The 24,126-nt window shown below is 43.4% G+C and carries 25 protein-coding genes, 1 pseudogene and 1 riboswitch; of the genes and pseudogenes, 12 read left to right on the top strand and 14 right to left on the bottom strand.

All coding sequences use genetic code 11. The features are described 5' to 3' along the window. Positions 1 to 105: 105 nt before the first annotated feature. From OC538_RS15725 to OC538_RS15715, 3 genes are all read right to left on the bottom strand, one after another. Positions 106 to 762 carry a Type 1 glutamine amidotransferase-like domain-containing protein gene (locus OC538_RS15725; RefSeq protein ID WP_262177218.1) on the bottom strand — a complete coding sequence of 219 codons (657 nt, stop codon included), beginning with the start codon at positions 760 to 762 and terminating at the stop codon, positions 106 to 108. 149 nt (positions 763 to 911) lie between these two features. Continuing rightward, complete coding sequence (locus OC538_RS15720) at positions 912 to 1,361, bottom strand: NUDIX domain-containing protein (protein ID WP_262177217.1); 450 nt, start codon at positions 1,359 to 1,361, stop codon at positions 912 to 914. 323 nt (positions 1,362 to 1,684) lie between these two features. Continuing rightward, positions 1,685 to 2,860, bottom strand: coding sequence for an MFS transporter (locus tag OC538_RS15715; protein WP_262177215.1), 1,176 nt, complete (start codon positions 2,858 to 2,860; stop codon positions 1,685 to 1,687). Positions 2,861 to 2,934: 74 nt separating this feature from the next. On the opposite strand from OC538_RS15715, the gene OC538_RS15710 reads away from it, so the two are divergent. The 3 genes from OC538_RS15710 to OC538_RS15700 all read left to right on the top strand — a co-directional run bounded on the left by OC538_RS15710 (position 2,935) and on the right by OC538_RS15700 (position 5,387). Then, positions 2,935 to 3,318: an OsmC family protein gene (locus OC538_RS15710; RefSeq protein ID WP_262177214.1), complete on the top strand. Its 384-nt coding sequence runs from the start codon at positions 2,935 to 2,937 to the stop codon at positions 3,316 to 3,318. 333 nt (positions 3,319 to 3,651) lie between these two features. Continuing rightward, entirely contained in the window at positions 3,652 to 3,828 is a 177-nt protein-coding gene (locus OC538_RS15705; protein ID WP_251696423.1) for an SE1561 family protein, read from the top strand. A 20-nt stretch (positions 3,829 to 3,848) separates the two neighbouring features. Beyond that, on the top strand, positions 3,849 to 5,387 hold the full coding sequence (locus OC538_RS15700; protein WP_316044315.1) for a fumarate hydratase: 1,539 nt from the start codon (positions 3,849 to 3,851) through the stop codon (positions 5,385 to 5,387). 328 nt (positions 5,388 to 5,715) lie between these two features. Here the strand turns inward: OC538_RS15700 and OC538_RS15695 are convergent. Next, a pseudogene (locus OC538_RS15695) lies at positions 5,716 to 5,871 on the bottom strand (transposase); the annotation flags it as partial. A gap of 553 nt (positions 5,872 to 6,424) precedes the next feature. On the opposite strand from OC538_RS15695, the gene OC538_RS15690 reads away from it, so the two are divergent. After that, positions 6,425 to 8,329, top strand: a complete 1,905-nt coding sequence (locus OC538_RS15690) for a heavy metal translocating P-type ATPase (RefSeq protein ID WP_262177212.1) — start codon at positions 6,425 to 6,427, stop codon at positions 8,327 to 8,329. 22 nt (positions 8,330 to 8,351) lie between these two features. Here the strand turns inward: OC538_RS15690 and OC538_RS15685 are convergent, their stop codons facing one another. Further along, the gene (locus tag OC538_RS15685; RefSeq protein WP_316044314.1) at positions 8,352 to 9,338 is read right to left on the bottom strand and encodes a YihY/virulence factor BrkB family protein; all 987 of its coding nucleotides are present in this window, start codon (positions 9,336 to 9,338) and stop codon (positions 8,352 to 8,354) included. A 23-nt stretch (positions 9,339 to 9,361) separates the two neighbouring features. Further along, entirely contained in the window at positions 9,362 to 9,739 is a 378-nt protein-coding gene (locus OC538_RS15680) for a YtxH domain-containing protein (protein WP_262177210.1), read from the bottom strand. 259 nt (positions 9,740 to 9,998) lie between these two features. On the opposite strand from OC538_RS15680, the gene OC538_RS15675 reads away from it, so the two are divergent. After that, positions 9,999 to 11,381, top strand: a complete 1,383-nt coding sequence (locus OC538_RS15675; protein WP_251696428.1) for an alanine/glycine:cation symporter family protein — start codon at positions 9,999 to 10,001, stop codon at positions 11,379 to 11,381. Between the two features lie 48 nt (positions 11,382 to 11,429). After that, positions 11,430 to 11,651 carry a DUF1128 domain-containing protein gene (locus OC538_RS15670; RefSeq protein WP_251696430.1) on the top strand — a complete coding sequence of 74 codons (222 nt, stop codon included), beginning with the start codon at positions 11,430 to 11,432 and terminating at the stop codon, positions 11,649 to 11,651. A gap of 90 nt (positions 11,652 to 11,741) precedes the next feature. Here the strand turns inward: OC538_RS15670 and motB are convergent, their stop codons facing one another. Further along, entirely contained in the window at positions 11,742 to 12,503 is a 762-nt protein-coding gene (motB, locus tag OC538_RS15665; RefSeq protein ID WP_262177209.1) for a flagellar motor protein MotB, read from the bottom strand. Further along, positions 12,487 to 13,302, bottom strand: a complete 816-nt coding sequence (gene motA / locus OC538_RS15660; protein WP_262177207.1) for a flagellar motor stator protein MotA — start codon at positions 13,300 to 13,302, stop codon at positions 12,487 to 12,489. The genes motB and motA overlap by 17 nt, the downstream gene beginning before the upstream one ends. Positions 13,303 to 13,522: 220 nt before the next feature. On the opposite strand from motA, the gene OC538_RS15655 reads away from it, so the two are divergent. The 3 genes from OC538_RS15655 to OC538_RS15645 all read left to right on the top strand — a co-directional run bounded on the left by OC538_RS15655 (position 13,523) and on the right by OC538_RS15645 (position 15,705). Further along, a complete protein-coding gene (locus tag OC538_RS15655; RefSeq protein WP_262177206.1) occupies positions 13,523 to 14,755 on the top strand; it encodes an aminopeptidase in 1,233 nt (410 codons plus the stop codon). A gap of 104 nt (positions 14,756 to 14,859) precedes the next feature. Further along, a complete protein-coding gene (locus tag OC538_RS15650; RefSeq protein WP_251696437.1) occupies positions 14,860 to 14,997 on the top strand; it encodes a hypothetical protein in 138 nt (45 codons plus the stop codon). A 132-nt stretch (positions 14,998 to 15,129) separates the two neighbouring features. Beyond that, entirely contained in the window at positions 15,130 to 15,705 is a 576-nt protein-coding gene (locus tag OC538_RS15645) for a beta-class carbonic anhydrase (protein WP_251696438.1), read from the top strand. A gap of 139 nt (positions 15,706 to 15,844) precedes the next feature. On the opposite strand, the gene OC538_RS15640 is transcribed toward OC538_RS15645, so the two are convergent. Both OC538_RS15640 and OC538_RS15635 read right to left on the bottom strand, forming a co-directional pair. Then, positions 15,845 to 16,390: a GNAT family N-acetyltransferase gene (locus tag OC538_RS15640; RefSeq protein WP_251696439.1), complete on the bottom strand. Its 546-nt coding sequence runs from the start codon at positions 16,388 to 16,390 to the stop codon at positions 15,845 to 15,847. 7 nt (positions 16,391 to 16,397) lie between these two features. Beyond that, entirely contained in the window at positions 16,398 to 18,203 is a 1,806-nt protein-coding gene (locus tag OC538_RS15635; protein WP_262177202.1) for a M3 family oligoendopeptidase, read from the bottom strand. 160 nt (positions 18,204 to 18,363) lie between these two features. On the opposite strand from OC538_RS15635, the gene OC538_RS15630 reads away from it, so the two are divergent. Then, a complete protein-coding gene (locus OC538_RS15630) occupies positions 18,364 to 19,092 on the top strand; it encodes a tryptophan-rich sensory protein (RefSeq protein ID WP_262177200.1) in 729 nt (242 codons plus the stop codon). Positions 19,093 to 19,131: 39 nt separating this feature from the next. Here OC538_RS15630 and thiT read toward each other — a convergent pair whose 3' ends face one another. Beyond that, positions 19,132 to 19,689: an energy-coupled thiamine transporter ThiT gene (thiT, locus tag OC538_RS15625; protein ID WP_251696442.1), complete on the bottom strand. Its 558-nt coding sequence runs from the start codon at positions 19,687 to 19,689 to the stop codon at positions 19,132 to 19,134. A 185-nt stretch (positions 19,690 to 19,874) separates the two neighbouring features. After that, a riboswitch (TPP riboswitch) is annotated at positions 19,875 to 19,975 on the bottom strand. Positions 19,976 to 20,066: 91 nt separating this feature from the next. Here thiT and OC538_RS15620 point away from each other — a divergent pair. Continuing rightward, positions 20,067 to 20,408: a DUF4870 domain-containing protein gene (locus OC538_RS15620; protein ID WP_251696443.1), complete on the top strand. Its 342-nt coding sequence runs from the start codon at positions 20,067 to 20,069 to the stop codon at positions 20,406 to 20,408. A gap of 396 nt (positions 20,409 to 20,804) precedes the next feature. Here the strand turns inward: OC538_RS15620 and OC538_RS15615 are convergent, their stop codons facing one another. The 3 genes from OC538_RS15615 to OC538_RS15605 all read right to left on the bottom strand — a co-directional run bounded on the left by OC538_RS15615 (position 20,805) and on the right by OC538_RS15605 (position 22,517). After that, positions 20,805 to 21,221: an NUDIX hydrolase gene (locus tag OC538_RS15615; RefSeq protein WP_262177192.1), complete on the bottom strand. Its 417-nt coding sequence runs from the start codon at positions 21,219 to 21,221 to the stop codon at positions 20,805 to 20,807. 151 nt (positions 21,222 to 21,372) lie between these two features. Beyond that, positions 21,373 to 21,912 carry a hypothetical protein gene (locus OC538_RS15610; protein ID WP_262177190.1) on the bottom strand — a complete coding sequence of 180 codons (540 nt, stop codon included), beginning with the start codon at positions 21,910 to 21,912 and terminating at the stop codon, positions 21,373 to 21,375. 191 nt (positions 21,913 to 22,103) lie between these two features. Then, positions 22,104 to 22,517: a hypothetical protein gene (locus OC538_RS15605; RefSeq protein ID WP_262177187.1), complete on the bottom strand. Its 414-nt coding sequence runs from the start codon at positions 22,515 to 22,517 to the stop codon at positions 22,104 to 22,106. Positions 22,518 to 23,292: 775 nt separating this feature from the next. Between OC538_RS15605 and map the strand changes: the two genes are divergently transcribed. Next, the gene (map, locus tag OC538_RS15600; protein ID WP_262177184.1) at positions 23,293 to 24,039 is read left to right on the top strand and encodes a type I methionyl aminopeptidase; all 747 of its coding nucleotides are present in this window, start codon (positions 23,293 to 23,295) and stop codon (positions 24,037 to 24,039) included. The last annotated feature ends 87 nt before the right edge of the window (positions 24,040 to 24,126 follow it).

The following is a 24,126-nucleotide window of genomic DNA, read 5'->3' as shown; positions in this document are numbered from 1 at the left end:
TGCTTTCCGAACAACCCTATTTTACCTAGTTCTCCTTCACTAAATTAAAAATAGAGGCTTTGCATAATGAAATTAATTCAATTAAGTCATAGCCATTCACTACGGCTAGAGTGTCTCATCTAATTTCTGAATCTTTGAACCGGAAATTAAAAAAACATTGCCAAAAACGTCGATTTTGTCTCCTTTTACACGTACAGCGCAATCTTTATTCGACGCATAAATATCTATTTCTTCCGATAGTTGAGATAGTTCGCTTTGAACCAAAGCCATGTTATTTTCAAGATCAAAATGAGACAGGATGGAAAAATTGTCAAGACCGATTCCGTCGTAAACAGAGCTCATTTTAACTTCATCTCCAAAGTTTTTCGAGCATAAAAATTTAGCGGACATGTTAATTGCTCCAGCGCTTGCTCCCATCACAACGGCGTTGCTATCTTTAATCGAATCCGATAATTCATATTCCATCAAAAAACTATTTTGATTAAGAATATTGCCACCCAACAAGAAAATGACGGAAGCATTTTGAATTATCGATTGGGCATCTTCCTTCTGTACGCGGTAATTAATTAAATGATACTCATCAAACATAATGCCAGCCTGATTGAGCCACGACCGTTCAGTAGCACCATCATCTTCAAAAATAGATGGATTCGAGCTAATCATGGCAAGCGATTTTCTATCAGTTATATCTTCCTGTAACACCCTACCCAGATTCTCTGGAAATAAATTATTAAACCAACCTAAATAATAGTGAATTCTCATAAGTCCCCCCGTAGCAATGTGTAAATTAAAAGTTAAACAACGCCCTTCAACTAACCTCCATTAGTTGAATTAGAAAATAGAACGGTCTAGACAACTCAACAATCTTCTGGTAAAGCACCCGTTCGTTTACCAAGAACCAAAGCAAAATTCTATTTAATATAGTCAAATATTTTAATGTCTACCTCATCTACATATCCAACCAGTTCCTTTAGATTCCATAACTTTATTACAGATGTCTCACTATTTTCTTGAAATGGTTGGAGTTCATCAAGAGTAGTAAAATATATTGGATTATATTTCACTTCATCATTCGATAGGTTTTTAACTTTTAATAAACCCTTAAATTCTAAATCTGAAACAATTTGACCAGTTTCCTCGTAAAGTTCTCTGATTGCACATTCCTTTGGTGTTTCGTTTTCTTCCCTATTCCCCGCTGGCAATTCCCATTGTTTTCTCCAAGTGTTATAGCATAAAAGAAATTTCTCATCACACTTTATTACCGCAAATGAACCAGCTAATCGATGATAATCATATATTTCATATTCTTCTACTACAAGAAAATCAAGAAAACCAAACCCATTATTCTTAGTGATTAACATATTGTTTCCACCTGTCTTTGGAAAATCAACTCTTCAATTACCCTGCCCTGTTTGTGTTGAATACAAGTATTTCGAAATCTTCAATTTATTTTAGCATAGATTTCAAGTCTTCCAGCTTTTAAATATCCAATTAGCAAATGTTTAACAATGAAGTTAACAAAGGTACATAAATTTATGTGATGTTGCTAATTCTAAGCTTCTAGAGGTTGATGCAACACAAACAGGGACGCCAATTCATTTGCATATGAATTGCGTCCCGGAACACTGTGTTTTTTATTGTTTTACTCCATCAACCGAATCCGTTAGTATATCTTTTGCTGCCTTTAAGTAAGAGTTCTTTTTCTTCTTGTACCGTAAAGCGAGATGATAAACAACACCCCGAACAGAACGGAGATGATGAGCAAATAACTGACGTTTTCGACGAATTCAAGGAAGAGCCCGCCTGCAAACGGACCAGTCAGACTCCCGATGCTGAAAAAGATGCCGCAAAGCAAATTACCGGTCGGTAATAAATTCTTCGGAGTCAGGTCGGACATATAGGAAATGCCAAGTGAAAAGATGGACCCGACGAATAGGCCGGCGATGAAGACAGTCACCATGACGAATGGGACTGAATTCCCCATCATGCTTGCAGCCCAGAATGCGACTGCCCCGCCCCCATATGTCATCGGGAGGATCGTGCTTCTCCCGAACTTGTCCGAAAGCATACCGAGCGGCAATTGTGAAACGATGCCTCCTATTGAAAATATGGCAAGGATCATGGAAACGGATGTGAGCTCCATCCCACTACGCAACGCATACACCGGGTACATCGCATTTAATGAAGATTCCAGGAACCCATACCCGAACGGGCCTAAAAAAGCGATCCATGCAATGGCGATTGTGCTTGTAGACCGTTTTACAAAACTTCCCGCTTCCACATTCCCCTTCATCACTTCGGGAAAATCATTTTTCAATTTAAAGACGAGCAGCCATGCAGACATGCATAATAAGCCTGAGACGATGAATGGTAATCCTTCATGGATAGTGACGAGCGGCGCAAAAAGCGGACCTACGGCAAAGCCCAAGCTGAATGACAAGCCGTATATTGCGATATTCCTGCCCAATCTATGCTGTTCCGATGTACTCGTAATCCACGTCTGTGTTGAGAAATGAAGGGCATGATCCCCAATCCCGATGAACAATCGTAAGATGAACCAAAAAACGACATGTTTCCATAACGGGAAAAGGAGCAATGATGAAAAGACGAGAACGCCGCCAAGTACGATGACAGGTTTGTATCCGTATTTACGTAATGGCGCTTCCATGAAAGGCGACACGAGAAGCGTACCTATGTATAAGCCAGTTGCATTCAGTCCATTCAATGCACTTGATATCCCGTCACGCTCGAATATGGCTGAGATGAGCGGCAATAACATGCCTTGTGAAAAGCCTGAAATCGAAACGATGATAACAAGTATCCAAAACCGCCGCTGTTGGGCGGATAATGTAGTAAGCATAAGCAATACGCTCCTTAATTATGAGAAATTACTATACAATAGTAGCACAAGTGGAATAAGGAGGATTGGTTTGAATGAAATTCGATATGACTGAAAATGGTCTTGAAACGGAAACATCGTTCGGCAAACTGCAAATTTCCGCCAATGACGAATATGGATTCCGTCCCTACCAGCTATTAGTTTCATCCATTGCAGTATGCAGCGGAGGCGTTCTACGCAAAATCCTTGAAAGAAAAAGAATGCCAGCGGAAAATATCAGTATTGAGGTAAAAGAAGTTGTCCGGAATGAGGAGTTCGCAAACCGTGTGGAGAAGATTCATCTTCACTTCCTCATTGAAAGGGAAACGATTAAAGACGAACAGATGGAGAAGATCATGCAATTGACAGCGAAGAACTGTTCAATGCTCCAATCGGTCATCGATTCAATCGAAGTTGTCGAGACGTATGAATTCTTGTAATAAATGAATAAGGCCCAGTCCATATCTGATATCAGAATACGGCTGGGCCTTTACGTATGAATGGAACCTTCACTTTCATTTTGCATATAATTCGTAGGCGTTTATCGGCTAGGGCCGTCAAACGTTAACGGATCCCCTCCTTTTCGTAAGGATTCGATTCGTCTCTACACTACGGCCTCCTTTTCCAATTGATTACTTGTAGTATAGCATGTTGTTTTTCTATTGTAAAGATTTTGTTTAGCAGAATTATCATTTTATATCCATAACCTTCTGCTTCATTGAAAAAAACCTGTAATTCGTATACGATTACAATGACGAAAAGAGGTGTACTTCTTGGACAACAAGCAAAGCAACAGTCATGTAAACGAGTTGAAAAATCGTCTCCATCAATTTTTGGAGAAGCTTGAATCGATTGAACCCGAAACAACAGACCTCGATGATATCGATCAGCTTATCGGTTTGGTCGATGAACTGGAAAACCAGATGAATAAACTAAAAAAAGATCAATGATGCTCTAGGGGGAAATGGGAATGTACATAGAACAGCTTGAGAAAAGTATGTATGACCTTATTTGCGAAACGTCCACAAATCTTCCGAAGGATGTCCGTCGTGCAGTAAAGGCGGCCAGAGAACAAGAAGATGCAGGCACTCGGGCTGCAATGAGCCTTGATACAATAGCGAAGAACATCAATATGGCAGATGATAAACTCTCTCCAATTTGCCAAGACACAGGATTGCCGACTTTTAAAATCAAAACCCCAATTAGAGTCAATCAGTTGGAGATCACGGCAGCCATCAAAAAAGCGCTCGTTCAAGCAACGATAGATGGCAAACTGAGACCGAATGCCGTTGATTCATTAACTGGAGAAAACAGTGGAGATAATCTCGGCGACGGCCTTCCAGTCATTAAATTCGAACAGTGGGAAAACGACCATATTGAAGTGAAATTGATTCTTAAAGGCGGCGGCTGTGAGAATAAAAACATCCAATATAGCCTGCCGACGGAATTGGATGGTTTAGGCCGTGCGGGCCGAGATCTTGACGGCATCCGCAAATGCATCCTCCACTCCGTTTATCAAGCGCAAGGGCAAGGCTGTTCCGCGGGCTTCATCGGAGTCGGCATCGGCGGCGACCGGACATCGGGCTATGAGCTAGCGAAAGACCAACTATTCCGTGCTGTGGATGATATAAATCCGAACGCAGAGCTCGCACAATTGGAATCTTATATACTCGAGTCTGCAAATAAACTTGGCATCGGCACAATGGGCTTCGGCGGCGAGGCAACATTACTAGGATGTAAAATCGGTGTCATGCACCGCATCCCGGCCAGCTTCTATGTTTCCGTCGCATACAATTGCTGGGCTTACCGCCGGATGGCTGTAGATCTCGATCCGGCAACAGGCTCCGTTACAAATTGGCATTACAATGAAGGTGAAAAGCTTTCATTCGAACAAGAAGAAGGACAAGCCGAAGTGAAACAGTCGTCCCGCGTCGTCGAACTGACTGCCCCTATCAGCGAAGAGCAGATCCGTGACCTGAAAGTCGGGGATGTCGTTAAAATCAGCGGCCGCATGTATACGGGACGCGATGCAATCCATAAGCATCTTTCGGAGAATGACGCACCAGTCGACTTAGATGGCCAGATCATCTACCATTGCGGACCGGTCGTCCTGAAGAATGAGGACGGCGGATACGATATCGTAGCGGCGGGACCGACGACATCGATTCGTGAAGAACCATACCAAGGTGACATCATGAAGAAATTCGGAATCCGCGCCGTAATTGGAAAAGGCGGAATGGGACCAAAAACACTTGCTGCTCTGCAGGAACATGGCGGAGTGTACTTGAACGCAATCGGCGGAGCTGCACAATATTATGCAGACTGCATTAAAGCGGTTGAAGGCGTTGATCTTCTCCAATTCGGCATTCCGGAAGCGATGTGGCATTTACGTGTCGAGGACTTTACAGCCGTCGTCACGATGGATTCACACGGAAACAGCCTGCACGCAGATGTAGATCAATCGTCGCTTGAAAAACTATCCCAATTCAAAGAAAAGGTTTTTAGCTAATTGACTTTAACCCGGCACATCGTTACTGATGTGCCGTCAGAGTGTCTACAAAAGGGATGGAAATCGAATTGATTTCCATCCCTTTTGTATTATAAGACGCATTGATGCAAAAACGTTAGACTGACGCGACGTTGATTTCCGTTCCGGGCGGACGCTTTCCGGGGGGCTTGCCCTCAGCCTCCTCGGATGTGCTCCCAACGCTATCGCTTTTGGTCGCAAAAGCCGTTCTTCGTTACGGCTTTTCCTGCGGGGTCTTCACGCTGCGCTAATCCCCCAGGAGTCGCCGCCCTGCACTCCAATCAACTGGAAATCCTTTAAGACAGGGGTATCATTTCAGCTCCATAGCCGGCGCTCTCCACGTCCAACTGGCCAGCTTCTTAAGATTTAAGGCAGCAAAAGTCAGCATCGCCTGCATGGACATTTTATTAAGTCCCCTGAGCGTTGTCCATCGTATGCCATGCTTTTCTTTGGCATCGGCAAAGACAATAAGAATCTTTACTAATGGATAGATGAAGGAAAAATCAAGGGTGGCATCCAGTTTGCGCACCAGCTGGTCATGAGGAACCAACTGCTCTATGGTCAGCATTTCCAACTGTTCGCGTTCATTAATTTGATTCCTTGTCATCATATCCATCACCTCATTCAGTTAATAGAAAACACCGTTGATTGGAGCGGAGAGCGGCGACTCCTGCAGGAACAGCGCGAGCTGAAGACCCTGGACTGAGCGCAGCGAGGGAAGCGGCTGAAGCCGTGCCCGCGGAAAGCGTCCGCTCGCAGCGCAAATCAACATTGTAGCTATATCTCTATTTTAAAAGAAAAGAGACTGTAGGCACATCTTTACTGATGTGCCGTTTTTTTATGTGGAGTTATGAGTTTCGCATTTTCTCTGAACATGCTATACTACTAATTATAATAATTATAATATCATAATCATTATCGCTTCATCTAAAAAAACCTGTATTGCACTGCCAATACTAAACTTTCAACTTGTACCAAATAAATGAAGATGAAATTCATTCTCAATGGGAGGTTAGTAAATGACAACACAAGCGAATGACTCAATGCAAAGCCCGGCTCATTGGACCACTCATTTGGAACTTGTCGCAGCAATCGTTTCGGGAATTTTAATTTTGGCGGCTTGGCTGATTGGAAAAGATGGATCTTCAACGATTTCCATTTCCTTATATGGTATCGCCTTTCTAATTGGCGGCTTTGCAAAAGCGAAAGAAGGTATTGAGGAAACGATTGCCGATAAGCAGTTAAATGTAGAGATGCTGATGGTATTCGCAGCAATCGGATCAGCCATCATCGGTTATTGGGCTGAAGGGGCCATCCTGATTTTCATTTTCGCAATTAGTGGAGCCTTAGAAACGTATACTCTGAATAAAAGCCATAAGGAAATCTCCTCTTTAATGGAACTGCAGCCTGAGGTAGCATGGCTCATCCAGGAAGACGGATCAACAGTAAGTGTGGCTACCGCCTCCCTGTCTGTCGGCTCACGTATCCTTGTAAAACCGGGAGAGCGGATTCCGGTCGATGGCGTTGTCATCCAAGGGACGACTTCTGTCGATATGTCAGCCATTAATGGCGAATCGGTACCTGTCACGAAAGCAAAGGATGATGAATTGTTCGCAGGCACCGTCAATATAAGTGGAGCCATTCAAGTCGAAATGACGAAGCCAAGTTCGGAAACATTGTTCCAGAAAATCATCACGCTTGTCCAAAATGCACAAAGTGAAAAGTCACCTTCCCAGCAATTCATCGAAAAATTTGAAGGCACATACGTGAAAGTCGTCATTATCACGGTCATCATTATGATGTTTTTACCACATTATCTATTCGCCTGGGATTGGACGACGACATTTTACCGGGCCATTGTCCTGTTGGTCGTCGCCTCCCCTTGCGCGCTCGTCGCATCAATCATGCCTGCAACGTTAGCTGCCGTTTCAAACGGTGCAAAAAGAGGTGTCCTGTTTAAAGGCGGAATCCATTTGGAGCATCTCGGTTCATTGAAAGCAATCGCTTTCGACAAAACCGGTACATTGACTGCCGGGAAGCCGGTCGTGACCGATTTTATCATTCGTGAAAGCGCGGATTCCGACCATGCTCTCGCCCTTCTTTCAAGCATAGAAGCACAATCGAATCATCCACTAGCAGTCGCCATCGTAAAATATGCCGAAGAGCGAGGGGTTTCCCAGTTAGTGAGCCCACAAATCGAGGACGTTCCTGGATATGGAATACGTGCATTCACCAATTCCGGTGAAATCCTCGTCGGCAATCCGAAATTTGTCGGGACGAAATTGATTGATGAATTTCATGACGGAATTGTCCATGACCTTTCAAATGAAGGAAAGACAGTCGTTTCTATGAAAGATGCGACAGGGATTCTCGCTGTCATCGCACTGAAAGATACGCTGCGACCTGAAGCATTCCGTGCGATCAAAGATCTGAAACATCTAGGAATACAGTCGATCATGTTGACAGGCGACAACGAAAAGACTGCGAGAACGATTGCCAATGAAGCAGGATTGGACTGGTACGTGGCAGAATGCCTGCCCGAAACAAAAGTAGAGGAACTGAAGAAGCTTCTGAAGGAACATGGAGAAGTCGGGATGGTAGGAGACGGCATCAATGACGCTCCCGCTTTGGCGACAGCCACATCCGGCATAGCGATGGGTGAAGGCACCGACGTTGCATTGGAAACGGCAGATGTCGTCCTCATGCAAAACGATCTGGCACGCATTTCATACGCGGTGAAGGTTTCTAAAAAGTTGAACCGAATTGTGAAACAAAACGTTTTCTTTTCCGTCGCGGTCATCGCTATTCTGATCATCTCCAATTTCATGCAAGTCGTAGATCTGCCGTTAGGCGTCATCGGTCATGAGGGAAGCACGATCCTCGTCATCTTGAATGGATTGCGGATGTTGAATAAAGTAGAATAAATGACAAAAAGAGCAATGCATGTCAACCGACTGCATTGCTCTTTTCTTTCGCAATTTTTGCTTGCTTCCGTTCCGTCATGACCGCGTTCAATTGTCCGCCAAGCATTAAGATGATTGCGGAAAAATAGAGCCACATCATGAGGACGATTATTCCTCCGATGCTTCCATACGTCTTTGAGTAATTGGCGAAGTTCCCAACGTAAAAGGAGAACGCCAGAGATGTTAATATCCAACCCGCTGTTGCAAAAAACGCACCGGGCAACGCACTTTTCAATCGGATCTTCAGATTTGGAACGACCCAGTAAAGTGCAGAAAAGACAAGGAAGATCAGAATTGGAGGTATAACCCATCGCAGGCTGCCCCAGAGCCTTAGGAAGCTTTCTTCATTTCCAAAGTAGGAGAATGCCAGAGTTCCGATCTGTTGACCGAATACCGATAACAGAAGGGCTACAATTAATACGGCAATTAGAGCGACTGTAAATACGACTGACATTGCTCTCGCTACTAGGAACGACCTTGTTTCCTCTACATGATACGAACGGTTCATTGCCTTAGTAAGAGCGTTCATTCCTTTGGATGCAGACCATATCGTTGCCAAGGCCCCAATTGATAAGAGTCCCCCATTCCGGTTTTTCAATATTTCCTCGAGTGTGTCATGGATAAGTGTATAAACACTCTCAGGCGCATAATCCCTTATGAACAGGTATACCTGAGATTCATCGATGCTCAAGAATGGCAATAGTGTTATCAAAAAGATTAATAGTGGAAAAAGGGACAACAGGAAAAAGAAGGCCAACTGAGAACCTAATCCGGTGATATCCACCATCTTGATTCTCACGAGGAGCTCCTTCCAAAATCCCTTCGACGTCGTGACATCGAATTTTTCCAAATCTCCATCCTTTACATCATCAAGGAATTTCATGACTTTGGAATTCGCCATGAACCCGTTCTTGTCTTCTTCGGATGGGTACGTAACTTTCTTCGGAGGTAACCGGTCTGTATGCTTCACATGCGACTCACTCCTTCCAGGGCTTATATCTTTTTTGCTTCCATACCTTCTTTCGACTCGTTCACAATCTCTTTGTATTCCTCTTTCGAATCAACAAAGGCATCTTTCGTGCCGACAACCAGATCTTTCACTTGCGGAGTCAACGTTTTAAGCTCTTCGACCTGATTCTTAATATACGCAGCATCACCTGAAAATTGTTCGTATATTGATAAGTACTTGTCTTTCTGTTGTTGCAGCTTATCTTTCAGTACATCCGGATTCTTTGAATAATATCCTACTTGCTCGATCATCGCGCTTGATTTTCTCTTCACTTGGTAACGGGTGCTTCTATCGAACATGCTTACAGCTCCGCCTACTATGGCACCCAACAAGATAAATTTTCCAAATTTGCTATTTCCCACGTAATACCCTCCAATATCATTCTAATTTGCATATATCATTATACCCTCGGGATGAAAAAACAAACAATCACTCCGAATCCATAAAAAAGTCTTGACTAATGTGAAGCAGTTAAGGCATATTAACCATAACACTATCAATATTCTTAATAGTCTAATGCATTAGATGGTGTTCACGGGAGGGAGTCGATAGACGAGGTGAATGTTTTTGATTGAAAAGTAATTCCGAATCAAAAAGACAAACAAAACAGGGGGTAGTATGATGGATGTAATCACAGGCTTTTTGGACAAGGCGAGTGGATTTATTTGGGGACCGCCGCTGCTTGTCCTACTTGTGGGAACGGGTATCTTTTTAACTGTAAGACTCGGATTTATCCAAGTTCGTTTATTGCCATATTCACTGAAACAAGTATTTTCCCGCAAGCATGATAAAAAAGCTGAGGGTGATATTTCCCAGTTCCAGGCGCTGATGACCGCGATGGCCGCCACAGTTGGTGTCGGTAATATCGTCGGTGTCGCGACTGCAGTATACATGGGCGGTCCGGGAGCCGTCTTCTGGATGTGGCTCGCAGGTTTCTTCGGAATGGCTACAAAATACGGGGAAGCTATCCTTGCAGTCAAATACCGCGTTAAGGATTCCAAAGGTGAAATGGCCGGTGGACCAATGTACTATCTGGAACACGGTCTAAAGAAAAAATGGCTCGGTGTCGCATTTGCAATATTTGGAGCGCTAGCAGCTTTCGGTATTGGTAACGGTACACAATCGAAAGCAGTCGCGGATGTCATGAATAGCACATTCAATGTCCCGCATTTAGTTACTGGAATTGCCTTATTGATCTTCGGGGGTCTCGTCATCCTTGGAGGAATCAAATCAATCGGACGAGTTACTGCATTCTTCGTACCGATAATGGCACTTTTCTACTTCATCGCCGGTGCAATAATCATGGTCATGAATATCAATTTAGTTCCTGAGGCATTCGCTACAATTTTCAAGTTTGCATTTACAGGAGAGGCTGCTGCAGGCGGCGCAATAGGGGCTGCTATCCGTTTCGGGGTTGCCCGTGGACTCTTCTCGAACGAAGCTGGGCTCGGTTCCGCACCGATTGCGGCGGCGGCTGCAAGAACAGATATGCCTGGACGCCAAGCACTCATTTCCATGACGCAAGTTTTCTTTGACACTCTTGTCATCTGCTCAATTACTGGAGTCACAATCGTCATGTCAGGTCAATGGCAAGACAAATCGATTGACGCTGGCGCCTTGACTGCCCAGGCATTTGGAACATTCCTTGGGGATGCTGGTCCAATCATCGTCGCAATCGGTATCGTATTCTTCGCAACGTCCACTATACTCGGATGGGGCTACTATGGAGAAAAATGTTTCCAATACCTTTTCCCTACAAACGGAGCAGTATTGGGCTACCGTATTGCCTTTGTAGCGTTCATCATCGTCGGATCTCTTGTATCCCTTGACATCGTTTGGCTTCTTGCAGACGTACTGAACGGTTTGATGGCGATTCCTAACTTGATCGGTCTTCTTGGATTGTCAGGCATCATCCTAATGGAGACAAAACGATTCAAAGCGAAGATTGAAGAGGAAAAAGAAGCCGAAAAAATGGGGAAACCAGCACCGGTTGACAGCAAGTAAGATTAATGTAATGATTAAATCCGATGCTAATGAAGGGCGGACTACATTATGGATCTATCTCAACCAACAGCTGAAAACGTAACGTATATGATTGAAAAGATCAAAGAGAAACTTCGTATGGTCAATGTGGATGCAATGAAAGCTGAAAACTTCAGCACTTCCCAGTATGAGGACTTGGTTTACATGTACGAGATGGTCATGAAAAGGGACACGATCACTCCGAATGAAATGCAAGCCATTGCAGCCGAACTTGGGGCATTGCGCAAATAATGAAAAGCCGATACGTCAGGGAAACCTGGCATATCGGCTTTTTCATTTAAAAAACAGGCGAAAGAAATCCTTCACCCGTTTTTGCATTGATTATTCAACTGACGTTCCATCTTTTAAAACGAGAGGCTGAATCAAAACTTCAACCCGTCTGTTCTTGCTTCTTCCTTCGACCGTGTCATTTGAAGCGACGGGCTTATTTTCACCATACCCCTTCACACTGAATAGCTGCGGGTCCAATTTGTCATTGTTGACAATCGTCTTCAGGAAATTAATCGCACGCATCATGCTAAGCTCCCAGTTTGACGGGAATTCCGCGCTATTGATCGGAACATCATCTGTGTGTCCTGTAATGACAATTTGACGTGGCTTCTCAAATACTAGCAGATTGGCAATGTCTTTTGACAAAGTTGCATATTGCGGTTTTATCGTCGCTTTTCCTGACTCGAACAGGATGCTGTCCCTGATCGTGATCAGCAGCCCTTCTTCAGTCAATTTCGTTTGGAATTGATTTTCAAGCTCTTGAACTGCAATATATTCATCCAGTTTATCTTGGATTTCCTCAAGGGACTGCTGGTCCTCCAAATAGGAGGAGTTTTCATTTTCCTCCCCTGCACTGTCTTTCGGAATCGGAACGGGCGTTGGTGCACTATTGTCCATCACGCCTGTACCCCCGTCAAATATCTGGTTGAATACGGAAGATATTTGACTGAACTTAGCTTCATCCAATGAGCTGGATGCGAACAGGACGATAAACATTGCTAATAGCAAAGTGAGAAGGTCCGCATAAGGCAATAGCCAGGATTCATTGATATGCCCTTCGTCCTTATTCTTCCTCTTACGTCTCCTCGACAACCTGTTCCGCCCCCTTGTCGCTCGTATTTTTAGCTGCGAGCTTCCGACGTTCTTCCATCGACAAGTAAGACGCCAGTTTCTGTTCAATCACCCGTGGAGCCTCGCCCTCGAGGACTGACAGAATACCTTCGATCATCATCATTTTCTGGCGCACTTCCTCTTTCGACTTCCGTTGCAACTTATTAGCAAATGGATGCCAAAGTACATAACCTGTGAAAATTCCCAGCAACGTCGCGATGAATGCCGCTGAGATGGCATGTCCGAGTGCATCGATGTCATTCATGTTCTTCAGCGCAGCTATCAAACCGACAACAGCCCCTAACACACCAAGTGTAGGCGCATAAGTCCCGGCCTGTGAGAAAATGAGTGCACCAGCCGAATGCCGATCCTCCATGGCTTCCACCTCTTCGGTAAGTACATCACGGATGTAATCGGCATTTTGTCCGTCGATTGCCAATCCAAGCCCATTTTTCAAAAACGGATCAATAATTTCATCTGACTTGGCTTCCAAAGATAATAAGCCTTCACGCCTGGCGACATCCGCCCAACTTGAAAACATCTTAATTAAATCTGAATCGGCCGTCAACTGCTGTTCTTTGAAAATGATGCCGAACAGCTTGGGCACCCGTTTGATCTCCTTCATCGGAAATGCGATGACCACTGCTGCCGCAGTCCCTACAATAATAATGAGGATTGCGGCTATATTTAACAGATTATCAGGTGTAACGCCTTTCATCGCCATACCGACAAAAAGCGCCACTGCTCCAAGGATAAGTCCAAAAACCGTTGATAAATCCATATCAGTACCTCCATGTCATACAGTCTACTTCTTCTTATTTCGACATATTCCTTTCTTTCTTTAGTAATCATGAATAATTAATATGATCTCAAATTGAAATGTCACCTATAGTACACATATTCCGGCAGTATTGATTACTATGTATTTTTGAATTTTTCCCTTTGCCTGTTTTCTGACACTCTAGTACTATTAATACATACAGACCAAGGAGGTTGTTTAGTTGTCGACATTTGAACAGAAGTTAGAAAATTATGCAAAACTGATCGTAGAAGTCGGGGCGAATATCCAAAAGGATCAGACGCTCTTTATCAGCGCTTCCATTGAAACAGCCCCACTAGTCAGAATGCTGGCTGACAAGGCTTATACAGCCGGAGCTAGACATGTCATCGTCGATTGGGCCGACGAGGAACTGATTAAAATTCGCTATAAAAAGGCCCCTGCCGAATCATTTTCGGATTTCCCGGAATGGAAAGTGATGGAACGCGAAAAATTAGCAGAAGGCGGAGCGGCTTTCGTCAGCATCGTGTCTCAAAGTCCTGACCTGTTAAAAGGTGTGGACCCTTCCCGTATTGCAGACGTCCAGAAGGCAAGCGGAAAAGCACTCGGCAATTACCGGAAGATGATGATGGCCGACCGCTTCAGCTGGTCAGTCGTCGCGGCTCCTTCAAAGGCATGGGCTGCAAAAGTGTTTCCCGAGCTGGATGAATCTGAACAAGTCCCGGCACTCTGGGAAGCCATCTTCAAAGCTGTTCGGGCAGATCAGGAAGATGCGGTCGGAGCTTGGAAGGAACTTGACCGTACATTGATCGAAAAGGCCGATTATCTGACTGAAAAAGCATATGCCAAACTCCACTACAAAGCACCTGGCACCGACTTGACGATTGAATTGCCAAAAGGGCATCTCTGGGTTGGGGGCGGAAGTGTCAATGTCGATGGTAATGCGTTCATGGCCAATATGCCAACTGAGGAAGTATTTACAGTCCCACATAAGACAGGCGTGAACGGATACGTCAAAAACACGAAGCCGCTAAGCTACGGCGGAAATATTATCGATGATTTCACAATCACTTTCAAGGACGGACGGATTACAGAAGTGAAAGCCGGCCAAGGTGAAGAAGTACTCCAACATCTGATCGATACGGATGAAGGAGCCAAGCATCTCGGAGAAGTCGCACTAGTTCCGCATGCATCGCCAATTTCCGAATCTGGACTTCTCTTCTACAATACATTGTTCGACGAAAATGCATCCAATCATCTTGCAATCGGCAGTGCCTATTCCTTCTGTCTGGAAGGCGGTAAAACGATGTCGACGGAAGAGTTGGAAGAACATGGATTGAACCAAAGCATCACCCATGTCGACTTCATGATCGGCTCGGAGGAAATGGATATTGACGGAGAGTTGGCGGACGGAACAATCGAACCTATCTTCCGCAATGGAAACTGGGCGTTCTGACTTCGGACACAATTTAGTAATAGAATTGAATCTGCTCTTTAATTATTCCAGGAATGTAGTATAATGAATGTACACTAACATTTATTGTAGGGAGGGGTCTCATCATGGGCTTGATGTTTACTACAGTTATCGGTTACACAATTGTACTTGGTATAGCAGCATTTTTCACAATGCATTTTCTCGGGAAGGCTCTCAATTCTGCCGATGCAGAAATAATTGATCCAAAACCGGAAGTAAAATAAATTAATCAAAGAGTTGCCACTTGGCAGCTCTTTTCTTTTTCTGTACACTACTTACTATAGTTTGTATGTATCTTTAAAAATAGAGATGTTTCATCTCTTAAAATCCCAATTGAAAAATGGAGGGGCCTCATCATGACACTATTGTCTGAAATCCTTGCGTACAATAAAGAATTTGTAAACGAGAAGAAATATGAAGAGTACGCCACTACAAAATTCCCCGATAAGAAAATTGTCATCTTGACTTGTATGGACACAAGGCTGACAGAACTTCTCCCAAAAGCGATGAACTTACGTAACGGCGATGCGAAGATCATCAAAAGCGCCGGCGCTATCGTCACTCATCCTTTTGGCGGGATCATGAGGAGCATCATAATCGCCCTATATGAATTGCAGGCCGATGAAGTGTATATTATCGGGCATCACGACTGTGGCATGAGCTCAATCGACACCAAACAGATCATAGACAAGATGGTTGATCGTGGAGTAGACAAAAATCTGTTTAAAACCTTACAATACTCGGGCATCGATATGAAAGATTGGCTTCGCGGCTTCAATGACGTCACAGATAGCGTCAAAAGAAGTGTTGACCAAGTGCGGAATCACCCACTTATGGACCGCAAAGTGGCTGTACACGGCCTCGTCGCCCACCCGGACACCGGTCTTTTGGATATCATCGTCGACGGATATGAAGCAATCGACGAAAACTGACACCGGATTTCCCGGGAAATAGACAAAAGCATACTGCACTAGGTGCGGAAATGACATGAATAAGACAAAAACCGATTCTTCATTAGAAGAATCGGTTTTTAAGTTTTATAGCTAGTTTCCGCCAGGCGGCCTTACCCTTTCAATAGTCGTCCGCCAAGCAGGCATACATATAATGATCTTCCCAACAACCGTTAATGTACAAAAGTTTTCTCAGCAATCCTTCACGGATAAAACCGGCATTCTCCAGCACTCTGACCGAACCGGCATTACGGGGAGAGACGAACGCCTCCACCCGATGCAGCGAGACGGTTTCGAATGCGAATTTCGTAACGATTCTTACCGCTTCTGTCGCAAGACCTCTTCCTGTTTCCCGTTCGTCGATTGAATAACCGACGAAACCACTTGAAAAAGGCAGCCTTTTAATACTGTATAACGATATATGACCGATCAACCTGCTTGTTTCGGCGTCAAAAATCCCAAAATTATATTCGCGCCGATCTCTCATTTGATAAATGGATTCCCTTATCTTATCCCGTTGGACAGAAACCGTATAGTAGCTCGATTCATGACGAGGCTCAAAGACCGTCCAATATTCCCGATTTGCTTTGAGCAACTGGGTGAATATCGCTGCATCGTCTTCTGTCAATATACGCAAATAACAAGTTCGCCCTTCAAGCAGAATCAATGCGTCTTCACCTTTCTTCGGAAGCTATTTTCAAAAATTCTTCTACGTCTTTCACACATAACGCCACACCTTTTGCCCAGAATTCCTCTTTAGTTATATCTTCACCGAGATGCTTCATCGCAAGATCCTCGACTGACATGACGGCCGTGTCGCGCAAGAGAGCCATATATTTCTGTTCAAACGATTCCCCTTCTTCAATGGCTTTCGCATAAATGCTCAATGAGAACAGGTATCCGAATGTATACGGGAAGTTATAGAATGGTGTCCCCGTAATATAAAAGTGCAGCTTCGAAGCCCAGAAATGCGGATGAACTGTATCAAGAGCTCCTCCATATGCCTCTCTTTGTGCTTCAGCCATCAACTCATTCAATCTTGCAGCAGGCACCACTCCATTTTTCCTTTCTTCGTAAAAGCGCGTCTCGAACAGGAAGCGTGCATGGATATTCATGAAGAATGCCACACTGCGTTGGATTTTATCCTCAAGCAATGCTAGTTTTTCCTCTTCTGTTTCCGCCGACTTGACGGCAGCGTCAGCGACGATCATTTCAGCGAAAGTGGAGGCCGTCTCTGCAACTCCCATTGCGTATTGCCGGTTCATATAATGGACTGGTCGCAATGCGTATGAATGGAACGCATGACCCAGTTCATGTGCCAACGTCGCCACATTGGACATGGAGCCGCTATATGTCATGAATATGCGGGATTGTTCTGAAATCGGCATGCCCGTACAGAATCCTCCCGGACGTTTATCCGCCCGGTCTTCCGCTTCGATCCAGCTATCCTCAAATGCTTTCCTCGAAAATGACTCGAGTTCCGGACCGAACTTGCCGAAGTGCTCCAAGATGAATTCAGCGCCTTCTTGGAACGGCATTTCCTTCGTGGATGAAGTGACAGGTGCATCTAAATCATACCAATTCATATTTTCATTTCCCAATAGTTCGGCTTTTCGCTTCAGATATTCTACAAAAGGGGCTTTATTGTCACTGATAGCCCCCCACATTGCGTCAAGCGTCTCTTGGCTCATCCGATTCCGCATGAGAGGCTCTTTCAGAACGGAATCCCAGTCGCGCTTCTTATAGACAGCCAAGCGGAATCCTGCAAGGTGGTTCAATGTTGAGGCAAAGAAATCCTCTTTCGCCCCCCATGCGTCTTCAAGTTTATTAAACGCTTCCTTGCGTACTTCGACATCTGCATGGGAGCTCAAATTATTCGCCTGGCCAACGGAAAGCTTCTTCTCTTCCCCATCAATTGTCATTTCAATCGTAATGTCCCCGACAAGCCGATCATATAATTGGCCCCACCCTTGGTACCCATCGACACTTAGTGCAGTGATAAGGTTTTCTTCCTCCTCGGACAGTTTCAATTGAACTTCTTCGCGCCATTCTTGTAGAATAAAATCGAATTGGGATAGTTGCTCGGTCGCCAACAAGTCTTTCCAAACAGTTTCTTTAGTCTTAGCAATTGCTAGTTTGATCTTCAAAATGGCTGGCTGGAACCTCGCTCCTAACGAGGAAACTTCAGCTTGGAGAAGAAGCGCTTTTTTATCTTTCGTATTCGCGGCGATGAAACATCCAATGACCGCTCCCGCTTCCCTAAGATTCTTCGCAGTGTTTTTGATTTCATCAATTACATGAAGAATTTGATCCGCATCTTCCACGGTTGTAGGTGTTTGCGTGGCAATTGCAAGGTTTTCCAATGCACCGATTTGCTCTTTTACCGTATCAAGGTGAGTACGAAGCTGCTCCGAACCGCTGCCGCCTTTGAAAAATACATCTAAATCCCATACTTGTGAATATGTTTTTGTCGTAGTCAATTATAGTCCCCCTAATCATTCGGAAAATTGTAATTAAATCATGTTTTTATTATACCATGAATCTTCGGCATTCGAAATAATGGATTTGTGACGGAAACTTCATACTTTCCTTCGCACAGTCCCCCATTCCTATGTATACTGTTCTGAGGGAGGATGTACTATGTCTAGAATACTTCTTATGACCCTGTCGCTATGTACAGTCATACTATTGAATATAACCGCAAGCTTTTACTCACTGAATGGAAACACAACAAGCGATATAACAAATCGGCTGCCGTTGCTTTTCATTCCGGCAGACTATGTATTGATCATCTGTTGGTTGCTCTATATCATGCTTTTTTTCTGGATTTTCAATTTCAAAAAGACTTGCCACGAGATGAGCTCCGCACATCGAAACCGCTTCACTTACCTTTTCGTATTAAGTTGTCTTCTCCATATTGCTTGGATTGTCCTTTGGCACTTCGGATTGTTCACCGGAACCGTCATTACGAAAATAGTTCTTCTCATTGTGTTGCTCACTTTATATGGTACCTTCCCGAAACGGGAAAACCGATTGCTTGGCAGAGTGCCATTTAGCCTGCTCACTGGGTGGATTTTCATTACGACCATCTCGAACTTCAGTTATCTTCTAATGATCCATGGTTGGACTGGGTTCGGGTTAAGTGATCCTTTATGGGCCGTCATCTTTTTAACGATTTCCACGGCTTTCGCTTTACATTTTATGTACCACTACAAGGATTATGTGATGAATCTCGTTTTTGTTTGGGCGTTTATCGGCATTGCCGTTAAAAACGGGACGGAGGAGCTGTTCATATCCGCAGCTGCCATCTTTTTATCAGCAGTCATCATAGCATGCATCTTCCTGTTTTCAGGCAGACGTACGCATTAAAAAATAGCAGGAGCATGATGACACATACCCCTGCTATTTTTATGTTCTTTGAATAAGTCTAGGCGCGGATGTGAAAAGAACAACTGCTACGATTGCACACAATATGATGGATGGAATCATATAGGATCCATTGTATACCAAGGAGTACAACCAAGCCGGCTGGTCTCCGGCATATTCAGCGAAAAACACCATACCGCCAATAAAGTGGGCCAAGTACCGAAGAAGGCCGCCCAACACCGTCCCGACAATTATTGCTGCAGCCATCGAGCCTTTGCGTCCAGCCGCTTTGCTATTAATCAGCCATCTGAGTGTGGACGCCGCCAATCCAACAACCGTGTATGCGACAAAATAATCTAAAGCGCCTTGCACGGGGTGGATGATATAGCCCCCTATAACAGCTTGCAGGAGACCCGATATCAATCCGGTCAATAAACCGCCAGAAACTCCCCATCGATATGCCATCAAGATGATCGGCAACATTGATAAGGTGACGGACCCGCCTTGAGGCATTTTAAATAGCGTCAAGTTATCCAATACAAACGATAAAGCTCCTAGAATGGCAACCTCCAACATTAACTGAAGTCTTTTGCGATCCAATTGTAATTCCCCCTTTTTTAGTCGGAGGGATACGGAATGAAAAAGCGTTTTTTCTGCCTCGACCGGGTATCACATATATGGATACGTTTGAAACATGCCCATCATGGTTACGGTTACTAAACAGCTTTAAAACTTTTTCGCAACAAAAAAACGACATCCCGGATAGAACCGAGACATCGATCGTTGTCAGTTTCCATCCACATCCCTACGCAAGTATGAACTTACAGGTTCGAAGGGTTAGGACGAATATCCAATCTCAGCCTTATAGGCACCCCTTGTGGTCATGTAATTCAATTGTCGTATACATTGTATATGTTACAGTACTTATAAGCAAGATGAATTGTAAACTACTTATTAGAATTGCGGGAGGTAAGCCTATGACCAATAATAAACTATTATCAGCCCTCTGTTATTTCAGCATCTTCTTTTCACCGCTTCTCTTGCCTGCAATCGTCTTTTTTGTCACGGATGATCATGACGTGAAAGGGCATGCGAAACGTTCGCTTATCTCGCATCTTATTCCAGTCGTGCTCCTTATTGCCGGCTTCATCCTGTTTACGTTTTCGATGATTTCCTATGAATCGAGGATGTACACAATGTTGACAGGGCAATTCGACTTTTGGGGACTGGCCCCTTTCCTGTTCATGCTCATCTACGGACTGCTGTTTGTTATCGTCGTCATCTGGAATGTCTACCACGGCGTGAAAGTATTGAAATGATAGGGAAGGAAGGCATAGTGAGTGAAATATGTTAGGGTAGATAGTAAATGTTCTAACCCACTACAAATATAATTGATTTCCGTTCCGATCGGACGCTTTCCGCGGGCACGGCTTCAGCCAATCGAACAGCGAAGGGTTCGATTTGCCGTATTTCTGCGCTTTTTGCAGAAATTAAGGCATCCTGCTCCCTCAGGGTCGAAAAAACATTGCTCGCAAACGCCGTTCTTCGTAACGGCGTTCGCTGGGGTCGCCGATCTCCACTCCAATCAATTGGAGTATATCTTAAATTTTTAGCTGCATGGCAACAGTAAAGACATGAAAAGGTAATTCTTATTGCAGGCTCTGTTAAGAGGCATTATTGATTACTATTGAAAAAGGACATGTTTAGGGTCCTTTTTATTCGAACGCGACCGATTGTTCAAGATGTTTATATTGTTCTAGTAGTAACTCTAAATCTTCGGGATAGACGTGGTTAATAGTTTTTATATCAGACAAGGATTTCCAATCGGCTTCGACAATAATTTGATCAGGATCATTAATTCCACTGCTGTCGCCGATCTTTTCCACCCTGAAATAATATGTCTTTACTTTTATATTTTTAATGGTTGTTTCTTTAACTTTTAATTTTTTGATGACTTTCACGTCATATCCCGTTTCTTCTTTAATCTCCCGAATGCAACATTCCTCTGGACTTTCGCCTTCTTCAATACCACCAGAAGGTACCGCCCATCTCTCTGACCCAAAACTTTTGACCATTAGTATTTCCTTATGTTCATTGATACAAATACCTGCTGAACCTGACCAGCTTTTCATTGTTATAGTACCCCTTCTCACAAAGCTTTTATTAAACTGCATGGCCTGATTGTTGAACACACGGTAAACAACACCTGCAACTAACCTGCAACTTTATGTAAACAAGAAATAGAACCCTCAAAGCAGTTCAATCTTCAAGTAACCGATTCTATTAAAGATGTAGTTCCTCAATTGTCATAAAAATTCTTGCATACAATGCTTTTATATGTTCATCATTATTTTCATTGTTATATAAACCAAATCCCCAACTTTTTACGACCTCTTCATCTTCTTCTTGTATCGTCAGAACGCCAACAGCATAGCTTTTCCCCGAAGTCCACTCCCAACCGGAATCATATTCTACGTCCTTCACCGTAAAAGGAATATGGCTGTTAGCTGAAATGAAAAAGAATGGAATGGTTGACTGTAAGTACAAATCTGCATACTGGCTTTCTGAAGCTTCGACAAGCTTTTCTTCCGTAATAATGACGGCATTATAAGAACTGATTGATTCACTAGTTAATTCGTCGAAGGAAACTTGATCAAACTTTATTTGCTCTTCTTCCACTTCTGGCGGTTCTCCAACTACTGCTATTCTCATTGGTTTGCCTTCATACAATTTGAATTCAGGTTTTGGATTACAAGCTGTTAGTGCTAGTAGTAAGAATATAAATATGAATATAAAACATCTCATCCCTTTTGATCTTTTCATATGCATCCCCTTCTAATTAACTATCAACATAATATTCCATACCAGGAAGGTTTGAATGAAAAATGTAGTACCACATCCCAGGACAATTCCTAATTTCACGGTTGGCTGGTACCTCATTTTATTCATACAATTCATTGTCTTGACATTTATACTTTTTCTTCAATTAACCTGCAGCGTTAGTTGAAAATCGATTAACGACTTAATCCATTTACCGCATTTTGTATCTCACTGTCTATTTCACTATTTAGATCTTTTTCATACACGTAAAACAGCATCACATTATTCACCTCATACACTTTATATCCGACCGTATTCATACTAGCTGTTTTTTCACGCCAATCTTCCCAACCCTTTTCTCGTTCGTTATTTGAATCATAGATATAAACTAAAAGCTTTTTCCTATCTATATCATAAGCAGAAGGTCTAATTCCATTAAGTTTCATTCCAAAAATATGGTCCTTATTTACTTTGCTATTTATTAGTGACAATTGCTGTTCTTCAAATGAAGAGAGCACTTCTTCCAGTGTAATTCCATGGGGATCATTTGCTTGGCATGCGGTTAATAAGAAGACCAGTAATATAAAAATGAAAGCCAATTTTCTCAATATATCGCCTCCTTGAATTGTTTGACGATGAGTATTCCTGTACCATACCAACCTAGACCCCAAGTCCTCAGCATTACTACTTCCAAGGGATTCTTTTTAATTCTTCTAGTCTCAATCTAACTCTTATTTCCAACTTAATGTTGAACACGAAAATAGAGCCTCCAAAGAAGCTCACCAGCCTTCATGTAAAGAAGCGGTTGTTAATGCAGTAACATATTTATCATCATCTAATGAAATTGGCGAGTATTGGAAGTAAGATTATTATAAATACACTTTGGATAAATGTTACAGTGATATCTTTCTTCCAACTATTATTTAAACGGAATGCCATTCTTTGAAAGAAAAGTAACACTATCCACCAACATAACAAAGCAACAACAATTGAACTAAAATTACTGTAAAAGCCATTGTACAATTAAACCAACCCCCATCCCCATACTTGAAGTAAGGTACCCCTTTCGTGCAACAACTTACATATATCAACATATTCAACGCAATCAAAAAAAATCTTCTTCGTAAAACTAACCTACTGCGTTATTTTAAGTATTCAACAAAAAAGGACATAAATCCTTTAATGGATTTACGGCCTCGTTAGCGAATTAAACATTACCAATCTGGTCCATCATCATGATCAGCCAGTTTAAAGTAATCCTCAGCCAGAACTGGTTTAATAAAAACTGAAAATCAACTAGGATAGGCATACGTTTATTTACGATTGAATAATTATGTTATAATCAGATGGAAAATTACGTTTCAAAGAAGGGACCTGTAAATCATGATTGTAAAGAACAACGAAGAGATCGAAGCTTTGAAAAAGATCGGTCGCATCGTCGCAGAGGTGCGGGAAGCGATGAAAGCGGCGACTGTTCCTGGTGTTACGACAAAAGAGATTGATGAACTCGGAGGACGACTTCTTGCTGAGCGCGGAGCTGTATCCGCACCGATTGACCAATATGAGTTCCCGGGCTATACATGCATCAGTGTCAATCATGAAGTTGCCCACGGCATTCCGGGTTCACGTGTGATTCAAGACGGCGACCTTGTCAATATCGATGTGTCCGCGTCATTTGGCGGATACTTTGCCGATACCGGCATTTCATTCGTCGTCGGTACATCTGATGAAAAGAAGCAACTGCTTTGCGACGTGGCCAAACAAGCTTTTGACCGTGCTATGACAAAAGTGAGAGCAGGTTCAAGTTTGAACCAGATCGGGAAGGCAGTCGAGCGGGAAGCGAAGGATAACGGCCTGAAAGTCATAAAGAACTTGACTGGGCACGGAATCGGAACATCTTTGCACGAAGAACCTCAGCATATTCTTAATTATTATGACGCATGGGATAAAACATTGATGAAAGAAGGCATGGTGTTGGCGGTCGAGCCGTTCATCTCCGAAAAAGCCGAGCATATCATTGAACTTGGAGACGGATGGACGTTCGTGACTCCGGATAAATCCCTCGTCGCTCAAATTGAACATACAATTATTGTCACAAAAGACGAACCCATTATTCTTACCCAGATATAAGTAAAGGGGCTGTCCAGAAAGTCGATGGATTGACTTTCTGGCAGCCTCTTTTGCATGGAGTGGCACTTTATGATCACTTGCTGAGTA

Origin of the sequence: Saccharococcus sp. Marseille-Q5394 (assembly GCF_946901335.1) — a bacterium.
Classification (GTDB): domain Bacteria; phylum Bacillota; class Bacilli; order Bacillales_A; family Planococcaceae; genus Sporosarcina; species Sporosarcina luteola_C.
This window is presented reverse-complemented; position numbering and strand designations above follow the sequence as displayed.

Excerpts from the sequence above, each read along its gene's own strand:
- OC538_RS15715 (WP_262177215.1), bottom strand. The coding sequence starts at position 2,860 with ATGCTTACTACATTATCCGCCCAACAGCGGCGGTTTTGGATACTTGTT.
- OC538_RS15610 (WP_262177190.1), bottom strand. The coding sequence starts at position 21,912 with ATGAAAAGATCAAAAGGGATGAGATGTTTTATATTCATATTTATATTC.
- OC538_RS15675 (WP_251696428.1), top strand. The coding sequence starts at position 9,999 with ATGGATGTAATCACAGGCTTTTTGGACAAGGCGAGTGGATTTATTTGG.
- OC538_RS15630 (WP_262177200.1), top strand. The coding sequence starts at position 18,364 with ATGTCTAGAATACTTCTTATGACCCTGTCGCTATGTACAGTCATACTA.
- OC538_RS15710 (WP_262177214.1), top strand. The coding sequence starts at position 2,935 with ATGAAATTCGATATGACTGAAAATGGTCTTGAAACGGAAACATCGTTC.
- OC538_RS15725 (WP_262177218.1), bottom strand. The coding sequence starts at position 762 with ATGAGAATTCACTATTATTTAGGTTGGTTTAATAATTTATTTCCAGAG.
- motA (WP_262177207.1), bottom strand. The coding sequence starts at position 13,302 with ATGGATTTATCAACGGTTTTTGGACTTATCCTTGGAGCAGTGGCGCTT.
- OC538_RS15650 (WP_251696437.1), top strand. The coding sequence starts at position 14,860 with ATGGGCTTGATGTTTACTACAGTTATCGGTTACACAATTGTACTTGGT.
- OC538_RS15620 (WP_251696443.1), top strand. The coding sequence starts at position 20,067 with ATGACCAATAATAAACTATTATCAGCCCTCTGTTATTTCAGCATCTTC.
- OC538_RS15720 (WP_262177217.1), bottom strand. The coding sequence starts at position 1,361 with ATGTTAATCACTAAGAATAATGGGTTTGGTTTTCTTGATTTTCTTGTA.
- OC538_RS15615 (WP_262177192.1), bottom strand. The coding sequence starts at position 21,221 with ATGAAAAGCTGGTCAGGTTCAGCAGGTATTTGTATCAATGAACATAAG.
- map (WP_262177184.1), top strand. The coding sequence starts at position 23,293 with ATGATTGTAAAGAACAACGAAGAGATCGAAGCTTTGAAAAAGATCGGT.
- OC538_RS15690 (WP_262177212.1), top strand. The coding sequence starts at position 6,425 with ATGACAACACAAGCGAATGACTCAATGCAAAGCCCGGCTCATTGGACC.
- OC538_RS15700 (WP_316044315.1), top strand. The coding sequence starts at position 3,849 with ATGTACATAGAACAGCTTGAGAAAAGTATGTATGACCTTATTTGCGAA.
- OC538_RS15645 (WP_251696438.1), top strand. The coding sequence starts at position 15,130 with ATGACACTATTGTCTGAAATCCTTGCGTACAATAAAGAATTTGTAAAC.
- OC538_RS15670 (WP_251696430.1), top strand. The coding sequence starts at position 11,430 with ATGGATCTATCTCAACCAACAGCTGAAAACGTAACGTATATGATTGAA.